General features: G+C 68.2%; 23 protein-coding genes and 3 pseudogenes. 13 read left to right on the top strand and 13 right to left on the bottom strand.

Going from position 1 to position 22848, the window contains the following annotated elements; translation table 11 throughout:
* From ACZYZ3_RS16750 to ACZYZ3_RS16740, 3 genes and pseudogenes are all read left to right on the top strand, one after another.
* Positions 1-282: pseudogene (locus ACZYZ3_RS16750) on the top strand (SRPBCC family protein); the annotation flags it as partial.
* Positions 275-1402, top strand: coding sequence for an XdhC family protein (locus ACZYZ3_RS16745; RefSeq protein WP_463964936.1), 1128 nt, complete (start codon positions 275-277; stop codon positions 1400-1402). The pseudogene ACZYZ3_RS16750 and the gene ACZYZ3_RS16745, both read left to right, overlap by 8 nt.
* A gap of 145 nt (positions 1403-1547) precedes the next feature.
* Positions 1548-2168 carry an L-threonylcarbamoyladenylate synthase gene (locus ACZYZ3_RS16740; RefSeq protein WP_463964935.1) on the top strand — a complete coding sequence of 207 codons (621 nt, stop codon included), beginning with the start codon at positions 1548-1550 and terminating at the stop codon, positions 2166-2168.
* Here ACZYZ3_RS16740 and ACZYZ3_RS16735 read toward each other — a convergent pair.
* On the bottom strand, positions 2105-2473 hold the full coding sequence (locus ACZYZ3_RS16735) for a hypothetical protein (RefSeq protein WP_463964934.1): 369 nt from the start codon (positions 2471-2473) through the stop codon (positions 2105-2107). The genes ACZYZ3_RS16740 and ACZYZ3_RS16735 overlap by 64 nt on opposite strands.
* Before the next feature lie 730 nt (positions 2474-3203).
* Here ACZYZ3_RS16735 and ACZYZ3_RS16730 point away from each other — a divergent pair.
* A complete protein-coding gene (locus ACZYZ3_RS16730; protein ID WP_463964933.1) occupies positions 3204-4277 on the top strand; it encodes a DNA polymerase IV in 1074 nt (357 codons plus the stop codon).
* Positions 4278-4425: 148 nt separating this feature from the next.
* Here the strand turns inward: ACZYZ3_RS16730 and ACZYZ3_RS16725 are convergent, their stop codons facing one another.
* Positions 4426-4773 carry a hypothetical protein gene (locus tag ACZYZ3_RS16725; protein WP_463964932.1) on the bottom strand — a complete coding sequence of 116 codons (348 nt, stop codon included), beginning with the start codon at positions 4771-4773 and terminating at the stop codon, positions 4426-4428.
* Between the two features lie 691 nt (positions 4774-5464).
* Here ACZYZ3_RS16725 and ACZYZ3_RS16720 point away from each other — a divergent pair.
* On the top strand, positions 5465-6040 hold the full coding sequence (locus ACZYZ3_RS16720; protein ID WP_463964938.1) for a dihydrofolate reductase family protein: 576 nt from the start codon (positions 5465-5467) through the stop codon (positions 6038-6040).
* 530 nt (positions 6041-6570) lie between these two features.
* Here ACZYZ3_RS16720 and ACZYZ3_RS16715 read toward each other — a convergent pair.
* Positions 6571-6975 (bottom strand): VOC family protein, encoded by a 405-nt coding sequence (locus ACZYZ3_RS16715; RefSeq protein ID WP_463964931.1) that lies wholly within the window; start codon positions 6973-6975, stop codon positions 6571-6573.
* 5 nt (positions 6976-6980) lie between these two features.
* Here ACZYZ3_RS16715 and ACZYZ3_RS16710 point away from each other — a divergent pair.
* Positions 6981-7335: pseudogene (locus tag ACZYZ3_RS16710) on the top strand (DUF4113 domain-containing protein); the annotation flags it as partial.
* Between the two features lie 45 nt (positions 7336-7380).
* Here the strand turns inward: ACZYZ3_RS16710 and ACZYZ3_RS16705 are convergent.
* Together ACZYZ3_RS16705 and ACZYZ3_RS16700 are read right to left on the bottom strand one after the other, a co-directional pair.
* Positions 7381-8226 (bottom strand): AfsR/SARP family transcriptional regulator, encoded by an 846-nt coding sequence (locus ACZYZ3_RS16705; protein ID WP_463964930.1) that lies wholly within the window; start codon positions 8224-8226, stop codon positions 7381-7383.
* A gap of 445 nt (positions 8227-8671) precedes the next feature.
* Positions 8672-9364 (bottom strand): annotated as a pseudogene (locus ACZYZ3_RS16700) (peptidase S1); the annotation flags it as partial.
* Positions 9365-9563: 199 nt separating this feature from the next.
* On the opposite strand from ACZYZ3_RS16700, the gene ACZYZ3_RS16695 reads away from it, so the two are divergent.
* Positions 9564-10067: an HtaA domain-containing protein gene (locus ACZYZ3_RS16695; RefSeq protein WP_463964929.1), complete on the top strand. Its 504-nt coding sequence runs from the start codon at positions 9564-9566 to the stop codon at positions 10065-10067.
* A 32-nt stretch (positions 10068-10099) separates the two neighbouring features.
* On the opposite strand, the gene ACZYZ3_RS16690 is transcribed toward ACZYZ3_RS16695, so the two are convergent.
* Positions 10100-10366: a hypothetical protein gene (locus ACZYZ3_RS16690; RefSeq protein WP_463964928.1), complete on the bottom strand. Its 267-nt coding sequence runs from the start codon at positions 10364-10366 to the stop codon at positions 10100-10102.
* 263 nt (positions 10367-10629) lie between these two features.
* Between ACZYZ3_RS16690 and ACZYZ3_RS16685 the strand changes: the two genes are divergently transcribed.
* Entirely contained in the window at positions 10630-10932 is a 303-nt protein-coding gene (locus tag ACZYZ3_RS16685; protein WP_024367177.1) for a DUF4193 domain-containing protein, read from the top strand.
* Positions 10933-11323: 391 nt separating this feature from the next.
* Here the strand turns inward: ACZYZ3_RS16685 and ACZYZ3_RS16680 are convergent, their stop codons facing one another.
* On the bottom strand, positions 11324-11512 hold the full coding sequence (locus tag ACZYZ3_RS16680; protein ID WP_463964927.1) for a hypothetical protein: 189 nt from the start codon (positions 11510-11512) through the stop codon (positions 11324-11326).
* A 622-nt stretch (positions 11513-12134) separates the two neighbouring features.
* Complete coding sequence (locus ACZYZ3_RS16675; RefSeq protein ID WP_463964926.1) at positions 12135-13133, bottom strand: pirin family protein; 999 nt, start codon at positions 13131-13133, stop codon at positions 12135-12137.
* 61 nt (positions 13134-13194) lie between these two features.
* Here ACZYZ3_RS16675 and ACZYZ3_RS16670 point away from each other — a divergent pair, with 61 nt between their 5' ends.
* The gene (locus ACZYZ3_RS16670) at positions 13195-13866 is read left to right on the top strand and encodes an alpha/beta hydrolase family protein (protein ID WP_463964925.1); all 672 of its coding nucleotides are present in this window, start codon (positions 13195-13197) and stop codon (positions 13864-13866) included.
* A 19-nt stretch (positions 13867-13885) separates the two neighbouring features.
* On the opposite strand, the gene ACZYZ3_RS16665 is transcribed toward ACZYZ3_RS16670, so the two are convergent.
* The gene (locus ACZYZ3_RS16665; RefSeq protein WP_463964924.1) at positions 13886-15169 is read right to left on the bottom strand and encodes a class I SAM-dependent methyltransferase; all 1284 of its coding nucleotides are present in this window, start codon (positions 15167-15169) and stop codon (positions 13886-13888) included.
* A 148-nt stretch (positions 15170-15317) separates the two neighbouring features.
* Here ACZYZ3_RS16665 and ACZYZ3_RS16660 point away from each other — a divergent pair, with 148 nt between their 5' ends.
* Together ACZYZ3_RS16660 and ACZYZ3_RS16655 are read left to right on the top strand one after the other, a co-directional pair.
* Entirely contained in the window at positions 15318-15686 is a 369-nt protein-coding gene (locus ACZYZ3_RS16660) for a hypothetical protein (RefSeq protein ID WP_463964923.1), read from the top strand.
* A gap of 177 nt (positions 15687-15863) precedes the next feature.
* Positions 15864-16784 carry an amidohydrolase family protein gene (locus ACZYZ3_RS16655; RefSeq protein WP_463964922.1) on the top strand — a complete coding sequence of 307 codons (921 nt, stop codon included), beginning with the start codon at positions 15864-15866 and terminating at the stop codon, positions 16782-16784.
* A 6-nt stretch (positions 16785-16790) separates the two neighbouring features.
* Here ACZYZ3_RS16655 and ligD read toward each other — a convergent pair whose 3' ends face one another.
* On the bottom strand, positions 16791-17813 hold the full coding sequence (gene ligD, locus ACZYZ3_RS16650; protein WP_463964921.1) for a non-homologous end-joining DNA ligase: 1023 nt from the start codon (positions 17811-17813) through the stop codon (positions 16791-16793).
* A gap of 79 nt (positions 17814-17892) precedes the next feature.
* Here ligD and ACZYZ3_RS16645 point away from each other — a divergent pair, with 79 nt between their 5' ends.
* Together ACZYZ3_RS16645 and ACZYZ3_RS16640 are read left to right on the top strand one after the other, a co-directional pair.
* Positions 17893-18054: a hypothetical protein gene (locus tag ACZYZ3_RS16645; protein WP_463964920.1), complete on the top strand. Its 162-nt coding sequence runs from the start codon at positions 17893-17895 to the stop codon at positions 18052-18054.
* 8 nt (positions 18055-18062) lie between these two features.
* Complete coding sequence (locus tag ACZYZ3_RS16640; protein ID WP_463964919.1) at positions 18063-19385, top strand: nicotinate phosphoribosyltransferase; 1323 nt, start codon at positions 18063-18065, stop codon at positions 19383-19385.
* Here the strand turns inward: ACZYZ3_RS16640 and ACZYZ3_RS16635 are convergent.
* The 3 genes from ACZYZ3_RS16635 to hrpB form a co-directional block, all read right to left on the bottom strand.
* Positions 19376-19678, bottom strand: a complete 303-nt coding sequence (locus ACZYZ3_RS16635; RefSeq protein WP_463964918.1) for a hypothetical protein — start codon at positions 19676-19678, stop codon at positions 19376-19378. The two genes, ACZYZ3_RS16640 and ACZYZ3_RS16635, sit on opposite strands and share 10 nt — an antisense overlap.
* The gene (locus ACZYZ3_RS16630; RefSeq protein WP_463964917.1) at positions 19675-19947 is read right to left on the bottom strand and encodes a hypothetical protein; all 273 of its coding nucleotides are present in this window, start codon (positions 19945-19947) and stop codon (positions 19675-19677) included. The genes ACZYZ3_RS16635 and ACZYZ3_RS16630 overlap by 4 nt, the downstream gene beginning before the upstream one ends.
* Positions 19948-20051: 104 nt before the next feature.
* Positions 20052-22733, bottom strand: a complete 2682-nt coding sequence (gene hrpB, locus ACZYZ3_RS16625) for an ATP-dependent helicase HrpB (RefSeq protein WP_463964916.1) — start codon at positions 22731-22733, stop codon at positions 20052-20054.
* Positions 22734-22848: the final 115 nt, after the last annotated feature.

Genomic DNA, 22848 nt, shown 5'->3' with positions numbered 1-22848 from the left:
GCCCCGGCGCCGGCCCCAGCGCCGGGACTTCCCGGCCTACCGGCCGGCGCCGTGCCCGCAGCGGCCCCGCCCGCCGGCAGCCGGGCTGCTGCCGCGCCTGCCCCCGCCGGCAGCCTGGACGCCCTCAGCCTGGCGAAGGGGATCGCTGCGGATCAGCTGTCCAGCCCCGGGAAGGTCCTGGCACTCGTGGCGGTCGTGGCCTGCGTCGCCTACTGGGCAGGCCGCTGCTCCGCCTTCCGGCTGGTCCGGGCGATCGGAAGGCTGAAAACCGACCGTGCGTGACGTACTGGCAGCCATGATGCCGGGCTGGCAGAAGGGTGACACCGCCGGCTTGGCCACCGTGGTGGGCACCTTTAAGTCAGCGCCGCGTCTCCCCGGCGCGTCAATGCTAGTCACTGCCGGCGGGGAAGCGGTCGGCTCGGTCTCCGGCGGCTGCGTCGAGGGTGCCGTGTACGAGCTGGCCACCCAGGTCAAGGAGGACGGACTTCCCGTCCTGGTGCGCTATGGGATCAGCGACGACGACGCGTTCGCCGTCGGCCTGACCTGCGGCGGAATCATCGACATCTTCGTCGAGCCGGTGTCCCGGCACAGCTTCCCGGAACTCGAGGCCGTCCGGCAGGACATTGCCGGACAGCGGCGCGTCGGGGTCGCGACGGTGATCGAACACCTGGACAGCAGCTGGCTGGGACGGCACCTGGTCGTGCGGCCGGGGGGCTATGAGGGAAACCTCGGTTCCGAGCGGGCCAACCAGGCCGTGGGCGATGACGCCCAGGGCCTGCTCGCCGCCGGCCGGTCCGGCCTTATGAGCTACGGCCCCGACGGGGAGCGGCTGGACACCGGCATGCGGGTCTTCTTCGCGAGCTACGCCCCGCCTCCGCGGATGCTGGTCTTCGGCGCAATTGACTTCGCCGCGGCGCTGGCCCGGCTGGGCGCGCTCCTGGGCTTCCGCGTCACGGTGTGCGATGCCCGGGCAGTGTTCGCCACGCCCGCACGCTTTCCCGATGCGGCCGACGTAGTCAATGCTTGGCCGCACCGCTATCTCGCCGAGCAGTTGGACAAGGGTCTGGTCGATGAACGCACCGTGATGTGCGTCCTCACGCACGATCCGAAGTTCGACATTCCGCTGCTGGACGTTGCCCTGCGCGGCCCGCCGATCGCCTTCATCGGCGCCATGGGGTCGCGCCGAACCCACGCAGACCGGATCGCGAGGCTGCGCGCGGCCGGCCTGGGCGAGGAGGCATTGGCGCGGCTGCACAGCCCGGTGGGCCTCGACCTCGGCGCCCGGACCCCGGAGGAGACAGCGGTGTCCATCGCCGCGGAATTCATCGCCAAGCAGTGGAGCGGCACCGGGGAGCCGCTCCGGCAACTCGACGAGCGGATCCACCACGACGAGCAGCGTTGACCGGGCACCGTGATCGGAAACGATGGCCTGCGCTGGGGCTGGCCCCCCGTCGTCTTGTTGCTTAGGATGTCAAACGCGGGACCCGAGGTTGCCGGACGTAGCGGGCGTTAGCCGCCCGGGCCGCCGTCGGGCGTAAGCTCGTTCCATGGCGAGATACTTCGATGTTCACCCCGAAAACCCGCAGGCGCGCTCCATCAGCCAGGCCGTGGAAATCGTCCGTTCCGGCGGGCTGATCGCTTACCCCACCGACTCCTGCTACGCGCTTGGCGCGCAGCTTGGGAACAAGGAGGCGCTGGACCGGATCAGGTCCATCCGCCATCTCGATGCCAAGCATCACTTCACCCTGGTCTGCAAGGACTTCGCCCAGCTGGGCCAGTTCGTGCAGATCGATAACGACGTGTTCCGCAGCATCAAGGCCGTAACTCCCGGGAGCTACACCTTCATCCTGCCGGCCACCAAGGAGGTCCCCAGGCGGCTGCTGCATCCGAAGAAGAAGACGGTCGGTGTGCGCATCCCGGACAACCCGGTGGTCCAGGCGCTGCTGGCCGAACTGGGCGAGCCGCTGCTCTCCAGCACGCTCTTGCTGCCGGATGAGGAAGAGCCGTTGACGCAGGGCTGGGAAATCAAGGAACGGCTGGAACACGTGGTGGACGCCGTGATTGACTCCGGTGACTGCGGCGCGGAGCCGACCACCGTCATCGACTACTCCAGCGGCGTGGCCGAAATCGTCCGGCGCGGCATGGGCGATCCGTCCCGGTTCGAATAGGCGCTCTGGACCCACGCGGTCTCGGCTGAGGTGGCGGCGCCGGACGCCCGGTTTCGCAACCAGCGGCGCGACAGGTCCACCGCCGCCACCAGTCCCGCGAGGGGCGTGAGCACGGCCGCGGCGTAGACGAACAGCAACCAGGTCAGCGTGGTCAGCAGCGTCTGGTGATTGCTCAGCAGAGAGAGTCCGCCGAAGAGCCCGATGCCCCAGAACAGGACCACTCCGGCGAGCACGGCCGCCGAGGGAAAGTACTCGTTCGTCACGGTCCTTTTCACGGTGCTCTGAAAAATTCTCAAGGTTTTCATGGACCCTCCTCATGCCTGGCGGTGGGCAAAGGTCCGCCGGGGTCATTCCAAGTATGGGGCCCGCCGCGCCCGGATTTTTGAGGAATGACCGCCACGTGACGAAGCTAACTCGGCGGCGGGATCTGAGCTCGGAGGTGCCGCCGGATCGTCCTGGCTCTCCTGACCGGGAAGCCGGCGCACACGGGCGAAATCACGGCGCTGCTCCGGGGCAAAAAGCGGAGCTTCGCTCAAGAGCGACGCCCCTGCCCACACGCCAGCACACGCCGCGGCAGGCTGTGGGCGCGGCCCGGCCGAAGGGGTGCGGTGCGTTGGACGGTGACGACTGGGGACAGGCCTGGATGGCTATGCGGGGCCGATGACCGAAAAGTGTTCATCCTTCGAAAGGAACGAGACGGGCGCTGCGCATGAGGCGGCTTCGCCCATACGCTGCTGACCATATTAGGAGCACCCAAGAGTGGGGGAAGTTGGCCTCAGACTGGAGTTTCAACATTGACGACATGAGCGCACGCCGCACTGTCCCACCCGATGAAGTAAGGCTGCCGGTTCAACAAGCGGCGAATGAACTGCGCCAGGCCTTGGACGCCTGCAGGAGGGCAGCTCGCAATCTTGGTGAAGTCGCCCGCACCTCCAGCCGGCTGCGGGACAAGATGGATCCTGGAGGCAGCAGGCCTGCGGCCAGGCTCGGCGGGAAGCTGATGCTTGCCAGGGATGTTTAGGGCAGACTGGGGGCGTGAGCGGAATCCTGTGGGTGCTGCACGTCGATCTCGACCAGTTCATCGCGGCGGTCGAAGTGCTCCGGCGGCCGGAGCTTGCGGGCAGGCCGATCATTGTCGGCGGTCGGGGCGACCCCACGGAACGGGCTGTGGTGTCGACCGCGTCCTACGAAGCCAGGGCGTTCGGCGTAGGTTCCGGAATGCCTCTACGCATTGCGGCCCGGAAAGTGCCCGACGCGGTGATCCTGCCCGTCGATCAGGAGGCTTACCTGGCGGCGTCTGAAACGGTGATGGCGACCCTGCGCGCGCAGCCCGGGGCCACCGTGCAGGTGCTGGGCTGGGATGAAGCTTTTGTAGGCACTGAGACAGAGAACCCGGAAGCCTACGCCCGGCAGGTGCAGGCCGCGGTCCTGGCGCGAACGCAGCTGCATTGCAGCGTGGGCATCGGCGACACCCTGGTCCGGGCCAAGGTCGCCACCGGTTTCGGCAAGCCGGCCGGCGTCTTCCGTCTCACCGCCGGAAACTGGCTCGACGTCATGGGCAGCCGGCCCACCAGGGACCTGTGGGGCGTCGGAACCAAAGTTTCGGGCCGGCTGGCCAAACTCGGCATCAACACCGTCGCCGAGCTCGCCGCGACCGACCCGCAAGACCTGGTCCCGGAGTTCGGCCCCCGGATGGGTCCCTGGTACGCGGAGCTCGGGCGCGGGGACGGCGCCAGCGTTGTGGACGACACACCGTGGGTTGCCCGCGGGCACAGCCGGGAGACCACGTTCCAGCGGGACCTGACCGAGCCCTCCCAGGTGGACGACGCCGTACGGGAGCTGACAGCGCGTGTCCTTGAGGATGTTGTCGCCGAAGGAAGGCCCGTGATTGGGCTGACACTGAAGGTTCGGTACGCGCCGTTCTTCACCAAGACCCACGCGAGGAAGATTGCCGTAACATTCGACCGGACCGAAATCCTCGCGCGGGCCCTGGACCTCGCAGCCGGAATCGAAGCGGGCCGTCCGATCCGGCTCCTGGGCCTGCGGGCCGAAATGGCAATGCCCGACGATGCCCGCAAGGGACATACGCCGACGCGCGGCGGTTGGTGACGGCGTCGCTCGCCTGATACGTCGCCTCCGTCCGGGATCCCCGCTCTGCACTCGATGGAAGCGGCTCAGGGTGTCCGGCTCAGGAAGGCCAGACGGACGGCATGGACACTGCCGGGGCCAACGCCGACGGCGACCAGCGCGGCATCTGCTACACCCAGGCCGCGATGATCACCGAGAGAATCGCGAAGGCTCCGACGACGATTGTCGGCAGATTCCATTGAGAAGCGACATCAACATCTGCTGAAGCCGCTCCGGAGAAGCGGGCGTCATGCCAGGCGGTGACGATGGCATCACGTCCGGTCGTCGTCCCAGGCTGGCTGATGCGTTCGTTGCTTGGAAGGCTGCTGAACGGACGGCTCTTCAGGTCGCTGACGTGCTGGAAGCCGGAACCGAATGCGGTCGGCGGGTTCGGGGCGCCCCAGCTCACGTATCTTTTCCCGGAGGCCCAGATAACTGTGGTGTAGCGGACGTCAATATCCTCCACCTTCCCGAACACGGTGCCGCGTGTATTGCGGTTTTGGTGTCATCGGCGGCCAGTAACCAACCCAGCGTGCCGGCCGCGAGTAGCAATCCGCCCAAGGACACCGGGCGGGCCGAGGCAGACCGATGCGTTACGGCAGGCCGCGCCGTCGCCGAATGACTGGAGCCGCTGTTGAGCTGTCCCTTGACCGGGCCCTCGTTTGATTTCAGCAATGATCCCTCCAGCGCCCGCGTCATTCGCCCGGTGCGTAGAAACGTATCCTAAGAAAGTCATTCGGTCTCCGTGTGTCCTGCCCGGTGGAGGCGGCCACCTGCCGGTTGGTTTGCCTTCGGGCGCGGCAGCCAGTGGCCGGTGCGGTAGCAGCGCGATCCGCGCTTAGGATCCGCTGGCGGCCGGGACCGTCTGAAAGCCCCCTGCGCCGGGACCGTCCGTGGAATGGAGTCCGGCGGCCGAGCAATGGACCAGGTCTTTATAAGTTCAGCTTCTCGTTGCCGGCAAGGCAAGGGAGCGCCGGCGGCGCCGGAGTGCCGCCCGGATGGTTCGGGGCGGCGCCAGTGCCGGATCAGTGCCGTCGTCTGCGTATTAAGAGGAGGAGCTGCCCCACCGGGCCACAAGGAGTACTTGGGCGGATTCTCCGTCATTGACGTGCCCTCCCGCGACGCGGCGTTGAAGTGGGCTTGAAGTGGGCTGCCAAGACCGCCGTCGCCTGCCGCTGCGCGCAAGAAGTCCCCGAGTTCGTGCCGGACCCAGCCCTCTGGTCGAGGGTCCACCACGGCCAACTTCAACCCTCCTGCACAGGTGGCAGTTCGAAGAACCCGAGTCCAATGGAGTCGAGCGCGAAGGCATCCTCGCGGCCGGCGCCTTCATCATGGGACGGAACATGTTCGCAGGGCCCGGGGCGTGGGATGAGAAGTGGCAGGGATGGTGGGGTGAGGAACCGCCCTATCACGCACCCGTGTTTGTTCTCACCCATCAGCAACGCGAGCCTCTGGAAATGCAGGGCGGCACCACGTTCAACTTCGTCACCGAGGGGATCGAATCTGCGTTGGCCCGGGCACGGAAGGCCGCTGGGAGCAAGGACGTGGCCATTGCCGGAGGAGCGCAGACCGTCCGCCAGTACCTTTCGGCGGGGCTGATCGACGAGCTGAGGCTCCACATCGCGCCCGTCGTCCTGGGCGAAGGCGAGCGGCTGCTGGACGGCGTCCTGGACTGCAAGTTTGAGCCGACGGAAGTGAGCGGTACCCGGCTCGTAACCCACGTGCGCTATCGGGCCATCCGCTGATTGCTGACGCTCAATCGCCGGGCGTCACTCAGGGACGTGACGGTGTCCGCGCCGTTCCCTGGCCGGTCATACGGATCTTGGCAATAGCTCTCCAAAAGCGACAAAGCCGGAAGGGGTCCGGCACACCGACCGTCCTGCCTGCCGATACGATATTCGTCATGGCCGTGCCGCTCCTGATGCTGCACCGCTTCCGGATAGCCCGGGCCGCCCTTACTGTGTTCGCTGCCTGCTTCACGGTGGCCGTCGTCTCAGCCCCGGCACCGGAGCCCCCCGGCGGCGTATATTTCCCGCCCAGCCGGTCCAGCAGGAATGCTTCGTCAGCCTGTCCTCACACTGAAAAACCGTCATCTTCGGCGTCGTGTTGAACGGCTAGAGCCAGCATGCACTCGCTCTGCCAAATGTTGGCTACTCCGTCAATTTCCGGAACAGTTGGATCGACTTCCGTTATCAAAAGCATGCAAATGAAGTTCGAGTAGCTTCTTGTACGAATGGCCCCGCGAAATTTGCAGGTTCAGGCCTCGCTAGTTGGATTACTCCGGGGACAAGAATTCGAGTCGGTTCCCGTTGTTATCCCAGGCGTAGAACCGACGCATTCCCGGGAAGTTCCCATCCCATTCGGCAGCAAGACCGGAACTTTCGATTCGGCGGGCAAGCGCATCGATGTCGCAAACAACGATCCCCGGATGGGCCTCCTTCTGGGGTCTGAAGTCCTCCTCGGCACCGAGATGGATTTCAAGATTGTCGGCTCGAACCCACAGTCCGCCGCGTGCCGCCAACACCGGTGGTTTCTGCACCTCCGTGAGACCCAGGACGCCCACGTAAAACTTCCGGCTCTCGTTCTCGCCGCCCTTGGGTAGGGCTATCTGCACGTGATGAAGGCCCCAGACAAACTCAGTCTGCGCGGGACGAGATTCGTAGGGCTCCACTTCTGACATGGAGCTCCCACCCGTCGGTGGGCGTGCCGTTGCCGATGCCCTCCGCTGACCCGGTCCTCTTGGCGAGCGCTGCGTCCGCCCTGCTCCCCGGGGTCGACGACGGCCTCCGGTACGTCCGCGCGGGGATCATGGTCACCGATCTGCGCCCCACCGGAAATCAGGCGTCGCTGGCAATTTTCGAGAACCCGCACGAGGAACGCGGCATTGGCCCGCTGCTGGAGGAGGTCAGCCGGCGGTACGGGCGCGGCTCCATCGGGCTTGGCCACGCCGGAATCCGGGGCGGGCCGGACTGGACCATGAGATGCGAACTGTTGTCCCCCGGCACACCACCACTGGGCCGAGTTCCCGGTCGTCAAAGCGGAGCGACTCCCGGGCCGGCAGCCTGCACCAGGGTATAGGCCAGGGTCAGCCGGTCTTAGCCAGGGCCTGCTGCAGGAAGGAGTCGAGGACCCGGCCGGCGTTCTCCTGCATGCGCCGGGCTTCCTCAGCGGCAAGCTGCGTGCACTTGGGTTCGTGCAGCCGTTCGCCCAGATAGAGCAGTGCCGCCAGGACTTCCGAGAGCTCGGTGTTTCCTTCGGCGCGCTGCCGCAACAACCTCAAGTGGGCCGCCTGCAAGGCCGGTCCCGGGGCGCAGCCCAGGTCGCGGTCGAACAGCCGGCGGCACCGTTCATAGGCGGACAGGCCCTCGACTGGCAGTCCCGCTTGCTCGTATCCCGCTACAAGGATGGTCCACGCACGTTCATTGAGAGGCTCGGACCGGATTGCGGCCTGTGCCAGCGAGATGGCGAGCTCTGGCTTGTCGAGAAAGGCTGCGGTCTCTGCCGCAAGAATCAGGGCGGCGACTTTTTCGGCCGCGTGGCGGGTCCGCGCCTCCTCTGCCCAGTCGGCGACGAGTTCAAAGCCCAGCAGCGGCTCTGCGGCCAGCTCCAGGGCTTTCATCGAGAGCACGTGCGCCTCGGCCGGCGCGGCCTGCCGGGCCGCGCGGACGAGACCGCGGAACTCTGACAGGTCGAGTTCCACCAGCTGCGGATCCAACACGTAGCCGGCGTTCGCGGTGCGGAGCGGACCCGACTTGGTGTTGCCCGGTTGGATCGCCCGGCGAATGCCGCTGACGTAGCTCTCCAGGGTGGCGACCGCGCCATCGCTGGCTTGCGGTCCCCACAGAAGCTCCACGAGGCGCGTCTTGGAGACAGGTGTCCCCAGATTCAGCAAAAGGATCTCCAGAATGTGCCGCGGCTTGCAGCCTCCCATGTCCGCGGCTCTGAGTACTGCGCCACTTCGCCTGACCTCGAATGTTCCGAATAGTCGAACCGAAATTCCCGGCGTGGAATCGCCCACGTTATCCACCATGATCTCCGTTTTCCCCAGCCATCATCTCTTCGTATTTCGGAGAGCCAGCAGGAATTATTGGAATGATGCTGAAACTCACTTCCTTCGGCTTTCTAGGAAAACCGTGTCACGCAAAATGGGGAGCAACAAGGAATACAGCTACCCGTTTCTTTATCGCGCGGAAAGTCGGGTACACGCGGCAGCGCCACCAAGTATCCGCCGGAAGTAATGTGAGTACCGGGATGCTGGGTAAGCATCTTCACTCGCAGCGGGCGGGAGAGCGTCGAATAAGTGGCTTCACCACACCCATGTGCACAATGGTGCTGGACATTGCCGCCGACCCCACGTGCCGGCGGTGGCGCCGCTGTTACTTCTCGGTCATTTCCTCGGGGACGGCGGGTCCCTGACCTTCCGTTCCGTCACGCATCATCGCCAGCTCGAGCGGTATGCCAGTCAATTCGGAAGACAGCAGCTTTGCTGATTTTCCGCATTGGAAACGGCCTGTTTTGCCGACGTTGGGCACGAGCTCATCGCCCGCCCGGAGTCCCGACCGCTCGGCGGGTGAGCCGGGCAGGACCTCAACCACGAGCAGCCCTTCGCGGTACCCGGTCCGGACCACTGCACTGGGCTGCAGCTGGACCGGTGTGTTGACGGGGCCGGGGTAAGCCCGGCGGACACGCCCGTCCTTCAGCAGCGCGGCAATGATCCGCCCCGAGGAGGCGTTGACCGGAACCGCCGGACCCAGCCCGGAGCCGGCTACCGCGGTGGTGATGCCGACGATTCTTCCCGGTGACTCAGCGAGTGCCCCGGCGGAGATTCCCGGGCAGAGGGCAGCGTCGGTCTGGCTGACGTCCTCGCTCATGCGCCCTTTACGAGCGGCCCAGACCGGGATGGATCCGCCCAGTCCGCTTACAACTCCGGCGGTCACCGCGCCCGAAAGTCCAGGGGTCCCCGACGGCCACGACCAACTGCCCGACGCACCACCCACCACGTGGGCGTTGGTGAGGAGGTACCCGTCCGAGGTGAACAGCACGGCGGAGCCGGCGCCCATGCGGACCCGATGGATGGCAGTGGCAACAGCGCACCTCCTGGATCTGGTGTCTGTTCAAGTCATCCACCGGCCCGTCAGGGGTAGTCCGGCGCTCCCTGCGCCCCCAAAGAAATACCGCGGATGTCGTGCCACCCGGGCGGCAGTTCATCCTGCGGGCAATCCGCCGCTAGGCTCAGAGGACCAGCCGTTCAGCCACAGGAGAACCTACGTGAACCCAGCGTCCGCTTCACCCGATCCGCTGCCTGCGCTGGGCCTGAGCTGGGGCATCAAGCGCAGCTTCATCGACTACATCACCAGTCTGCCGGACGGGTCCGTTTCAGCGACCGAGGGGGCGACGGTGGCGGGATCGTCCCTGTTCTGCTTCAGCCCCGAATCGTCCGACTACGACGTCGCCCGCGGCACCGGCGTGTTGCGCTTCCGGGGTGACGTCCGGCTCGCCGGCCACCATGGGATGCTGCTGGTCCGGATACTGGACCCGTGGATTTTTTTCACGGGAGGCAGCGGCGTGCTCTCCATCAGCACCGGCGACGGCGGCGGCCACGACCGCACCGTTGTAGCGTTCCTCAGCCCGTCGAAGCCCCGGGTCGCCGATGGCACCCTGGCCTGGGAGCACATCGACGTCGTCATCTCCCCGGAAGGGTCAGACCTCTTCGACGGCCAATATGCCGCCGGGCAGCCGATGGATCCGCTCTTCATCCGGGTCACCAGCTAGCAGAGCCGCCCTGGTGGACAGCCCCGGGGCCCCTAAACGTCGCCGTGGGCTTGTCGTACCGGGGCAGCGGAACCGAACAACCAGCCGGAGACGTCGCTGCGCAGGACAAAGTGGGGTCCGCCCGTGGCACTGACGCTGCCGGTGGGAACGTAGTACCCACGGCCCGCACCCGGACCGCCGGCCGCACGGTCGAGGGCTTCGGTGAGCTGCCTCGGCAGGTGCCCTGCCGGGCCGAGGGCCCGGAGGCCGTCAAATTCCTCTGGCGTGAGCCTTCCGAGTACTGCGGCGATATCGGCCATCACGGATCCCTTCTGGCAATCGGTGCTTGAAGAATCAGCCTAGGACCGCGGCGTGAACGGCACGTGAAATCCGGACGAAGATCATCGAACACCTGCGCGGCCCTGCCGGCAGCCACGGACCGGCGGAGCGGGTTTCGCTTTTGTGAGTGCCGGTGTTGTGAGCGTCACTGCATCCAGTCCGCGTACACCCAGCGAATTAACAAATAGATGCGGTACCGTTCTATCCCGGGAAACCCAGAACAACGGAATCGAGAATTAACCAGGTGGCAACCGACTATGACGAAGTCCGATCCGACGTTGCGGAATCACGCAACGCCTCGCTGGAGGCGCTTCGCTCCGCGAATGCTCCGGACGCCCGCAGCGTAACCCGCGAGCTCGATGAGGCTGACACCTCTGAAGGAGTGGAACTGCCGGGCGCCGACCTGTCCGGCGAGGAATTGACGGTCACCGTCATTCCGCAGAAGGACGACGAGTTCACGTGCTACTCCTGCTTCCTCGTCCGGCACCGCTCGCAACTCGCCCGCGAGAAGGCCGGGCATTCGTACTGCGCTGACTGCATGAGCTAACAGCCGCACGCTTGACCTTTCTGCCAGGACACCGCCGGCGTATTTTCTGCCCGGCGCGTCCTGATACTCTCCCCTTTGACGCCGGAGCGCGTGCCGGCACGTAGCCGGCGGCGGGTGTTATCCGGAACTGGACCACCTAGCCGGAGGACCTTCGAGCGCGGCAGACGCTGCCGCGGATTTACAGTCTGCCTTTGACAGCTCCGGCACCGGCACGTCCGGGTCCGGAGCTGTTGGCGTTGGCAGCGGAACCCAGAGCCCAAACGGCCGCCCACAGGGCCTCACGGGAAACCTGTTGGCAGTCTCCGGGTTTCGCGGCGCAGGGCGCCGGCGGCCGCTCCCTGCTGGATGCGATCCGGCGGTCAGCCCAGGAATCGGTGGAATCCGGTCTGGCCTACAGCGCCGAACTCCAGCAGATGGCGAGCGCCGCCCGCAGCGCCTTGTTCGTGGTGGCGGCCGCCGGCGTCGTGTATGTCCGCAGCAGAATGTCAGGTTCCTGATCCGGCCCATCGTGGGCCTGCACAGCGGAGTTCTCAAACTGCCAGCCGGCGACTAAAGCCACCGCATCGACGTCGTCCGGCACGACGAACTCGGTGAACTGGCCAAGGCGGCCGCCATGAAGGCACCGTCTCTGCGTGATCCAGCAGCTTGAGGCGCAGGGCCGATCGCTTCATCAGGTCCGCCTGGCAGCCCTGGCAGACCCGGTCGAAGTGCCAGCCGCCGGCGCGCTCGTCGAGGGTGACGCCGGCTTCGGGCACCAGCCGGATACGGAGGCGCACGACGCCAACCACCGCCTGGAGGTGCCCGGGCAGTCCGCTGCGTCCCTTGGGAACGAAGGGTCCGACAGTCCGTTAACTGGTGCGTGCCGCGGTCCGAGGCAGGTGTGGTGACGAATTCCGGGATTCAGAGCCAGGAGGTGGCGCCGTCCCGGCCGACGAGGGCGCACGTGGACCCGTCGCCAATGAGACCATGATCCTCGTTGGCAGGTACCCGTCCCGGCGAACCACCGCACGCATGTACGCCGCAGGGAACACTATTGCGGACTCGTTCACACTCCTGACAACGCGGGGTCACTCACGGCCCGTCCGGAGCCACTTTATGGGCGCGATATGACCCCGCGTCGGTTGATGTGGGTTGCCGCGGCGGAGCCGGCACCTCTCCGGTTTCTCGTTGGGCAGAGGCCGTATGGAGCTCACCGGCTGCCTTCAGTCGCGGGGCCGGAGCCGCGCATTCGGGAGTGCAGGCGCCGGCAACGGCGCTGGTTCACCCGCGGGGAAAGTGCCGAAGCGCAGGCCTTCGGTTTCCGTCCCGGCAGCAACAAGTGCGTCCTCGGCGCCGATTTCCGCCTGCCACTGCGCCCGGTACGTGACGATTTCTTCATGGCTTCGTCCCACGAAGTTCCACCACATCACGATCTGCTCGCCCAGGGGTTCGCCTCCGATCAGGAGCACGCGCAGCGGTTCGACGCCGGCCGCCAGGGTCAGGGACGTGCGCCCGGCCGGCAGGTAGGCGAGGTGGTCCTTGGCAACCGGGTGGCCATCCACCATGAGCTCTCCGGCATCAACCAGCAGCCCGTGTTCAAAGGACGGCTCGGTGTCCAGATTCAGGGCCGCCCCCGAGTCCAGCAGGATTTCAGCGCCGAGCAATGGTGTGTGGGTGGTGACCGGTGAGGTGGAACCGGCCATGGATCCCAGGAAGACCCGCATGACCCAGCCGGTTCCGGACAGCGGATCGGGGCGGTAGTGCTCAAAGGTGGGCTCCATCTGGCGGGTACTGTCCGGCAGCGCCACCCACAGCTGCGCGCCGTGCAGCACGTCGCTCCCGGGGGTGGAAAATTCCGAGTGGCTGATGCCTCGCCCGGCGGTCATCAGGTTGACCTCGCCGGGCCGCACTGCGGCGTGGAAACCGGCCGAGTCGCGGTGCTCAATCTCGCCGGTGAACAGCCAGCTGACGGTCTGCAGGCCGGTGTGCGGATGGCGCGGCACGTGCATGCCCCCCGATTCGCCGACCCGGTCCGGGCCGTAGTGGTCAAGGAAGCACCAGGCGCCGATGAGGCTCCGCTGGCGCTGCGGAAGCGTCCGTCTGACGTCCATGGCCCGCGGCCCGCCCAGCGGTACCTGCCGGGGCACCAGGACTTCCACGCCCACGCAGCTGTCATCCGTTTCGCACAGGATCTCCTGGGGTGCCGACTCGGTGTTGCTCATTACGACAGCCTAGCCATCGCGCGGCGGTGTCCGCAGCCTGCGCAGGCGTCATCATGGAGTTATGACCATCCCCGAGTTGCCCGTCACGATCAGCGTGGGCGAGTCCGCCGTTTCAGGTTTGTACGCCCGTCCGGGGACCCCGGCGGCGACCCTGGTGGTCGCCCACGGGGCGGGGGCCGGCATGGAACACCCGTTCCTGGCCGGGTTCACCCGCGCCCTGAACGGGCTGGGAATCGCCACGCTCCGCTTCAACTTCCCCTACCGGGAAGCCGGACGGAAGTTCCCCGACAAGCCGCCGGCAGCGATTGCGGCCTGGCGCGCGGCCATGGCTGACGCCGCCGCCCGGTCGGCGGGCGAACCGCTCTGGGCCGCCGGCAAGTCCTTTGGCGGACGGATGGCCTCGATGGCGGTTGCCGAGGGGATGCCTGCGGCCGGACTCATCTACCTTGGCTACCCGCTCCATCCCCCGGGCAAGCCGGAGAAGCTCCGCGACGAGCACCTCTACGGGCTGACCCTGCCGATGCTCTTCCTGCAGGGCACGCGCGACCCGTTTGCCACGCCGGGACTGCTGGCGGCCGTGGCGGCCCGCATCGGTCCGACAGCAACCCTGGAGTGGCGCGACGGCGGCGGCCACACCTTCGATGTCAAAGGGAGCAGGCACAGCACGGAGGAGGTCGGGGCATCACTGGCGGAATCCGCCGCGGCTTTCATCGCCGCGCACCGACCCGGCTGAGGCACCGGCATCCGCGGCGTCAGATCCAGGCGGTCCTGCGCAGCGGCGGTTCGTCGCCGCCGGGCCGCTGCACCAGGATCTGGTTGACGCCGGTCATGCCGGACTCGAAGCCCAGGGCACTGGCGGCCATGTAGAGCCGCCAGACCCGTGCCCGGCCTTCACCGGCCAGCCGCACCGCCTCGCTCCAGTCCTGGTCAAGGTTCCGCACCCAGGCCCGCAGGGTCAGGGCATAGTGCCGGCGCAGGGCCTCGACGTCGAGGACTTCCAGTCCGCCGGATTCAAGCGCTCCCACCATCTCCGCCAGGGCCAGCATCTCGCCGTCCGGGAAGACGTAGCGCGGGATGAAGGAGTCCGGATCCGGGGCGGTGGCCCCTGCATTCCAGGAAATGGCGTGGTTGAGCAGCCGGCCCCCCGGCCGGAGCAGCCCGTGCAGCCTGGCAACGTACCCGGGCATCTGCTCGCGGCCCACGTGCTCGGACATGCCGATGGAGCTGATGGCGTCGAACGGCCCGTCGTCGACGTCGCGGTAGTCCTGGACGCGGATGGCCACCCGGTCCGTCAGACCGGCATCCGCCACGCGCTTGCCCGCCATGGCCGCCTGTTCCCCCGAGAGCGTCACGCCCACGACGTCGACTCCGTAGTTCTGCGCCGCGTGGAGGGCAAAGCTCCCCCAGCCGCAGCCAACGTCCAGCACTCTCATGCCCGGTTGCAGGCCCAGCTTGCGGCAGACCAGATCGAGTTTGGCGTCCTGCGCGGCTTCCAGCCCGGTGCCTTCGCCCTGCCAGACTGCGCAGGAGTAGACCATCGACGGGCCGAGGACAAGGGCGTAGAAGTCGTTGCCGACGTCGTAGTGGTGCGAGATGGCGGCAGCGTCACGCGTCCGCGTGTGCCGCCGGCCGGCGCGGACGATCCTGGCTTCCTCCGGCGGTGGCGCCGGGTTCGGCCCCAGGGCACCGAGCAGGGCGGCGTTCTTCAGGATGGTCGCCAGTTCCCGGATAGTGGGACGCCGGAACGGCCCGGGCTCGGCGAACTTGCCGGTGGAACTCAGGGCCCCGAAGCTCGCGAAAATGTCGCCCGGGGCGTCGATGTCCCCGGCAACATAGGCGCGGCTGAGGCCGAGCTGCCCGGGCGACCACAGCATCCGGCGGAGCGCCCGCCGCGAGAGGAACTCGATGACCGGCGCTCCGGCGGGGCCGGCCTCCGAACCGTCCCAGGCCTTCAGCCGCACAGGGATCTCCGCTGCGCCCAGGACGACGGAGAGCACTTCCGCCAGCCGTGGCGCCACCCCGGTCTTTTCACTCATGAGCATGGCCTTTCTTCCGGCGCCTTCGTCCGCTTCCAATCTATTTCGGCGGCCGCCAGGCGAACAGGGGCCGGATGGCCCTGCCGCGGTGCGGTTCCGGGGCCAATGCCTCTGGCGCTCCCCCGCACGGGGCACCTACGGTCGTGGCATGACTGAAGCACTGTCGTCTCTCACGGAGACGTTCAAAAACGTGGGTGTGTCCAGGGCTTATGGGCCGGCGGTGACCGTGGACGGTGAAGAGCTGATCCCGGTGGCCCTGGTGTCCTTCGGCTTCGGCGGCGGCGGGAACTCCGGGTCCGGCCCCGTCGGCGCAGCCGCAGGCGGGGCCAGCGAAGGGCCGGCTGCCGGAGGCGGCGGAGGCGGCTTTGTGCTCCCGCTGGGCGTGTACTGCCGCGGACGGGACGGACAGGTGTCGTTTCGGCCCAACAGCATCGCCGTCCTTGCCGGGCTGGTTCCGCTCGTGTGTGCCGTCGGATTCTCGGTCCGCGGGGTGCTCCGCACCCTCCGCCGCCGCTGACTCCACCACGATGCGCGACAATTCCCGCGCACGTCCGTGCACGCGGTCGCACTGGCGTGCCAGGGAGTGGCGACGAATCCGGCGCTGAACTGAGCGTAGGCCGGGGCCGCCCCACCCATTCGGCGCGCCCGCCCGGCGCCGGCCCCGGCACACGTCTCGGCGTGACAGACTATGGGCGTGAACAACGCAATGGACGTGCCCGCGGAGACGATGCGGGACGCTGACGTACCGCAGTGGTGGGGGCAACTCGGGCTTCCGGGCCTGATCGACATCCATACGCATTTCCTTCCGGAGCGGATGCTGCGCCGGGTGTGGGCGCACTTCGACGAGGCCGGCCCCCTCATCGGCCGCCCCTGGCCCATTACCTACCGCACGGACGAGGCGAGCAGACTGGCCCGCCTGCGCCAGCTGGGGCTGCGCCATTTCACCGCGCTGACCTACGCGCACCGCCCGGGCATGGCGGCGGAACTCACTGATTTTGCCCTCGAACTGGCCGCAGCAGAGCCCGACTGCGTCCCGAGCGCCACCTTCTTTCCCGAGGAAGGCGTCCTGGATCAGGTGCGGTCGGCCCTGGACCGCGGCGCCCGGGTCTTCAAGATCCACGCGCAAGTGGGCGGATTCGATTTGCGCGAGCCGGTCCTCGACCCCGTCTGGGGGCTGCTCGCCGAGACCGGCGTTCCGGTCGTCGTGCACGTCGGGAGCGGCCCGGTTCCCCGTCCCGGTTTCACCGGCCCGGACAAGCTTGAAGGTGTCATGCGCCGCCATCCCCAGCTGACCGCCGTCGTCGCCCATCTGGGGGCCCCTGAGTATGGCGAGTTCCTGGACCTGGCCGAGACGTACCCCCGCCTTCACCTGGACACCACCATGGTGTTCACGGACTTCTTCGAGGCCGCCGCGCCTTTCCCGCCCGAGCTCCTGCCGCGGCTGGTCGCGATCCCGGAGCGGATTGTGCTCGGCAGCGACTTCCCGAACATCCCGTACGCCTACGCCCATCAGCTGGAGGCGCTGGAACGGCTCCGTGACAAGGAGCCCCGGCTCGACGACGACTGGCTGCGGATGGTCTGCTGGTCCAACGGCAAGCGCCTGCTGGGCGTCTGACCCGCCCTACTCCTTGTTCCTGGCCCGGCTGGGCTGCACCCGCATCGGCTCACCCGGCATCTTCGGGAAGTCCGGCGGAAAGGGCAGTTCCCCCAGCCCGTCCGAGACGTCCCGCTCCCACCACTTCAGCAGGACGCTGATGGTGCCGGGCTTCGCATGCATCTCCGCCCACGGGTCCCCGGTGGCTTTGAGCCGCTGCGGCACCGTGGTAACGGTGAAGTCCTTGGTGGTGACGTGCTCCAGCTCATCCCAGCCGATCGGGCAGGAAACCGTGGCACCGGGCAGGGCGCGCGGACTGTAGGCCCCGGCCATGGTGCGGTCGCGGTTCGCCTGGTTGAAGTCGACGAAGATTCTGGTGCCCCGCTCTTCCTTCCACCAGGCCGTGGTGACCTTGGCCGGCATCCGCCGCTCCAGTTCGCGGGCGGCGGCGATCACGGCGTGCCGCACCTCCAGGAACTCGTGGCTGGGTTCGATCGGAGCGAACACATGCAGGCCCCGGTTGCCGGAGGTCTTGATGAAGGACTCCAGCCCGGCCTCGGCCAGCACGGAGCGGAGTTCCTGCGCGGCAGGCACGGCGTCCTCGAATCCTGTGCCCGGTTGCGGGTCGAGGTCGATCCGGAGCTGGTCCGGGTTGTCCGGGTTGCCGGCCCGCGAGGCCCAGGGGTGAAACACCACCGTGTTCATCTGCACCGCCCAGACCGCGGCGGCAATCTCGTCGATCACCAGCTGCGGATGGGAGCGTCCGCTGGGATAGACCACCATCACCGAGCGCACAAAGTCCGGGGCGCCCCGCGGCGGGTTCTTCGAGAAGAACTGCTCGCCGTCGATGGTGTCGCCGAACCGCTGGAGCGTCACGGGCCGGTCGCCGTTCGCCGCCAGGAAGGCGTCCCCGACATCGACAATGTACCGGGCGAGGTCCAGCTTCGTGAGGCCCAGCTGCGGCCACAGGACCCTGCTGGGGCTGGAGATCCGCAGGTTCCGCTGCCCGCCGGGGCTGTCAACCGTGATGGTGGCTTCGTCCTTGGCCATGGGGACAAGGTACTCCCAGACCAGGGACAACTGAAGAGCCGGCCACAACGGTGCCCCATCGATCGACAACGCTCGAGAGATGGGCGCGTATTCTCTCGCCTCCGGCCACCTGGCGTTCACCGCCGCCGGCAATATCGTTGTGCTCTCCGGCGTCTTCGTCGAGGAACCCACCCCACACCCAGGTGCGGCAGGAAACCGGCCGCGGCGGCTCCGGGCTGACCCTCGGCGCCGGGAGGACTAGGGTGAATCATGGACACCTCGCCGGCGTGGGACCGCCCCACTTCGTCCCTCTACACCGACCACTACGAACTGACCATGCTGCAGGCTTCCCTCCACTCCGGGGCCGCAGAGCGAAGGACCGTGTTCGAGGCGTTCGCCCGCGGGCTGCCGGACGGGCGCCGGTACGGGATCGTGGCCGGAACCGGGCGGCTGCTGGAGGGTCTCGCCGGTTTCCGCTTCGGCGCGGCGGAGCTGGAGTTCCTGGACCGGACCGGCGTCGTCAATGCCGGCACCCTCGCCCGGCTCGCGGACTTCCGGTTCTCCGGCGACATCTGGGGCTACCCCGAGGGGGAGGCCTACTTCCCCTACTCGCCCGTCCTGATCGTGGAATCGACTTTCGCCGAAGCCTGCATCCTGGAGACTTTCGTGCTGTCCGTCCTCAACCATGACAGTGCCATCGCCTCGGCGGCCTCACGGATGGTCAGTGCGGCAGGCGGACGGCCCTGCATCGAAATGGGTTCGCGCCGGGCACAGGAGGAAGCCGCCGCCGCGGCTGCCCGGGCGGCCGTGATCGCTGGCTTCGCTGCAACATCGAACCTGGAAGCGGGCCGGCGCTTCGGGCTCCGGACCGTGGGAACGGCAGCTCATTCCTTCACCCTCCTGCACGACACCGAACGCGATGCGTTCCGGGCGCAGTTGGACTCGCTCGGGGCCGGGACCACACTGCTGGTGGACACCTACGACGTCGAAGCGGCCGTCCGGACCGCCGTCGACCTCGCCGGCGACCAGCTGGGGGCGGTGCGGCTCGATTCCGGAGACCTGCTGGCGCAGGCCCGGTGGGTCCGTGAGCTGCTGGACAGCCTGGGCAACGTGCACACGAAGATCGTCGTCACGTCTGACCTGGACGAGTACTCCGTGGCGGCGCTCCAGGCCGCGCCGGCTGATTCGTACGGCATCGGCACGGCGCTGGTCACGGGTTCCGGCGCCCCCACCGCCGGCATGGTCTACAAGCTGGTCAGCCGCACCAACGACGCCGGGCAGTTCATTGCGGTTGCCAAGAGCTCCAAGAACAAGATCAATGTCGGTGGCCGGAAGCACGCCGTTCGCCGGCTCGACGGCTCCGGCACGGCCACCCACGAGGTCCTGGGGGTTGGCCGCCCGCCGGCGGAGGAACCCAACGGCAGGCCACTGCTCCAGCAGTTCATCCGGGCTGGCGAGCTCCTTCCCGGATGGACCGGGCCGGAGGCCGTGGTGCGGGCCCGGGGCCGGCACGCCGACACCATGGCAGAACTGCCCGCCGTCGTGAACCGGCTCCAGCGGGGCGAACCCGCCATACCGACCATCTATGCGTGAGGGCGGCGCCGTGCGCGCCGGTATCCTGCCTGCAGTTCCGCGGGACGGGCGGGGCGGCCGGTACGGCGGCGGTCCAGCTCATCGGTGACGAGCCGCAACAGCTTTCCGGCGGACTCCGAGAGGTCCCTGCCCTTGTCCGGGGAGGCCAGCTCGACGCATTGAAGCAGCGCCGAGCGGAGACGCACCAACTGTGCGGAGGGCACCAGGGGCCAGCGGCGGAACGAATCGAACATCAGCTCTGCGCCGTGGGCGTGGGCGAGCGAGCCGTATCCGCCAGCCAGTTCCGGTCTCATGCTGCGCGCTTCCGCCCGGCGGTGCCGGCTCCGAGCAGACGGCTGCCCCACCATCCCGAATCGCGGAGCATCGCGACGGCTTCGGGGTCGGCGGTAGTGAGCTCCCGCAGGTCCACGACGGTGTCGAGACCATGACCAAACGAACCTGCCCGGCGGGCAACGGCAATAAGACCTGCCACGTTCTTGACGGTAAGTTGGCCCACCGGTGATGCGAGGGCGGATTCTGAACTGAGGTCGACAGCGACAGTGACGCCGAGTTTGCTGGTCATGTAAAAATTCCCCTGCGAAGCAATTACGGCCGGCTGCATGACCACCTCTAGGATACCCGACACGCCGTGAGCCGCGTCACAATCACGTAACCGCCGCCCGAGCTTCAGCTCCGTTTCTTGGTCCTGGCGGTCGCCGGCGCCGACCACGGATCCTCCGGCCAGGGGTGTCTGGGGTACCGGCCCCGCATCTCGGCACGGACCTGGGCGTAGGGTCCGGAGCAGAACGAGGACAGGTCATCCGTCACGGCCAGGGGCCGCCGGGCCGGCGACAGCAGGTGGAACAGCACCGGCACCCTGCCGCTTACGAGCCGCGGCGTCTCGTCCCAGCCGAAGCACTCCTGAAGCTTGACGGCGACCACCGGGCGGGCGCCGTTGTCACCGACGTCGGGGTAGTCGATTCTGACCCAGGAACCGCTCGGCACCTCCAGCCGTTCCGGGACCAGTTCCCCGAGCCGGGCGGCGTCGGGCCAGGGCAGCAGGCGCCGCAGGGGATCGGCCAGGTCAATCCCGCTGGTGGCAGCGCCTCCGGCCAGCGCCTCGAGTTCCGGTGCGAGCCACTCACCGAGGCGGGCCAGCAATGCCGGCTCGGTCACATCCGGCCATGGATCCCCGAGTTCCCGGTGCAGCAGGGCAAGCCGGCGGCGCAGGGCGTCGGCCGCCGTCGACCATCCAATCGTTCCCAGCCCTTCCCTTTCCAGCGCCCGGGCCACTGCCGCACGGCCTTCAGCGGCGGAGGGACGCACCGGTGTGGAGGAGAGGACGATCGCGCCCAGCCGCCGCACCTTCCGGGCCGTGACCCGGCCCTGGCTGAACACGGCCTCCACGGTGTCCCTCAGGAGGTGCCGGGCGGCGGCTTCGGCCGTGTCCGCTGTCAGCGGTGCTGCCGAGCGGATGACAGCTCCCGTGCCGGCGGCGTCGCGCCCCTGGGCCCGGGAGACTTCGGCGACGGCGAGCCATTCGTGCCCGGACAGGGAGCTTCCGGCCGGGAGCCCGGCGCGGGTCCCGGAGCTGAGCAAATAGCGTTCCGGGCCGTCTCCGGGGACCCGGCGCGCCACCCGGTCCGGGAAGGCGAGGGCGACGACGACGCCGACAGCATCGCGGGGGGTGACCGCAGCCGTGACGGATGGGGATACGACGCCGGAGCGCTCCTGGCGTGCGATGGCCTCCATCCGCCGGACGTCGTCAGCCCAGCGCCGGGACGCCGGATCCTTGCCCGTGCGCAGGCCGGCCAGGAGTCGAGGGAGATCGGCGCCGGGGGCACGCTGGTCCCCGGCGACGAGCGCGACGGCTTCCGCGGCGGTACGGTTCCCCACAGCGGCTGCCCCGTCCAGCAGCGCCCGGGCCAGCCGGGGATCGGCGGGTATCCTCGCCAGCGCCTTGCCGAGAACCGTGGCCAGGCCCTCCGGTTCCACCGCGCCGAGTTCCCGCAGCACCTCAACGGCTTCGTCCATCGCGGACTGTGGCGGGGCGTCCGGCAATGACAGCCCGCGGCCGCCGGGCGACCCCCAGCACGCCAGAACCAGGGCAGCGCCGGTGAGGTCCGCGACGGCGATCTCCGGCGTCGGGTGGGCCGGGGCGGCGCCGTATGTCTTTTGGTCGTAACAGCGGACCACCTGCCCCGGTCCCTGGCGGGCAGCCCGCCCGGCGCGCTGCTCGGCCGAAGCGCGGGAGCAGGACACGTTCACGAGCCCGGACATTCCGCGGCCCGCGTCCCGCCGCGGCTCCCGGGACAGCCCGGAGTCGATGACCAGCCGGACTCCCGGGACTGTCAGGGAGGACTCGGCGAGCGACGTCGAGACAATGATCCTCGGGCTGCCGCCGGGTTCCCGCCCGGAAACAGCGCGGTCCTGCTCTGCCGCGCCGATCTGCCCGTGCAGTTCCAGGACCTCCGCGCGCGTGCGGCCGCGCAGCCGGGCCGCGACGTAGGACACTTCCCAGGCCCCCGGGACGAACACGAGGGCGTCAATGTCCAGACCTGTTGCGAGTGCTGCAGCATGCGACGCGGCGGCCGTGTCTGCCACATGGTCCAGGAAGCCCCGGGTCACACCGCGCTCATCCAGCCGTGGCACCGCGGCCGGTACCCACTCCACCGCCAATGCGTGCAGCGCGGACGGGCAGTCGACGACGGGCGCCAGGCGGCCGGCGCCGTGGTCCGCCGGGTCGTGGTCCTCCGCGTCGCCGCCCGCTCCGATGAGGGCGGCGAAGCGCGGCGCATCCAGGGTCGCGGACATGGCGACGAGTGCGAGGTCGCCCCGCAGTTGGCGGACCTCGGTGAGCATGCCGAGCAGCAGGTCGGTTTCGAGGCCGCGTTCGTGGACTTCGTCGAGAATGACGGCACTGGCGGTTTCCAGTCCCGGATCCGCGAGCAGGCGGTTCAGCAGGATGCCCGGGGTGACAAATTCGATCAGCGTTCCCGGGCCCGTCTGGCGTTCGCCGCGGACCGTATACCCGACCCGCTCCCCCAGTCGGCTGCCGTCCAGCGCAGCTAACCGCCGGGCTGCCGAGCGCGCGGCGACCCGACGCGGTTGGGTGACAATAACGCGTGCGACCGCCCCGCGTCCCTGCTGCCCTGCTGCGCTTAAGGCAAGGTTGGCCAGCAGCGGCGGGACCAGCGTTGTCTTGCCCGTGCCTGGCGGCGCCTGCACCACGGCGGTCGCGCCCGGGCCGCCGGCCTGCAGTGCCTCGGCCAGATCGCCGAGCGAATGCCCGAAGACCAGGCCGGACCCGATGACCGCCAGCTTGAACGGGACGGGAGCAGGGGTCAGCGGAACAGCCGGAGTAGTCACACCTCCATTGTCCCTACAAAGCCGGGACGCCGTGTTCCGCGCGGAACGGAAATGGCGTCCTCGGTCGTTAAGGCAGAGAACGTTGAGCCGCCTCGATCCCGGGACCTTTGGCTCA

It is taken from the genome of Pseudarthrobacter linnaei (assembly GCF_055412825.1).
This window is presented reverse-complemented; position numbering and strand designations above follow the sequence as displayed.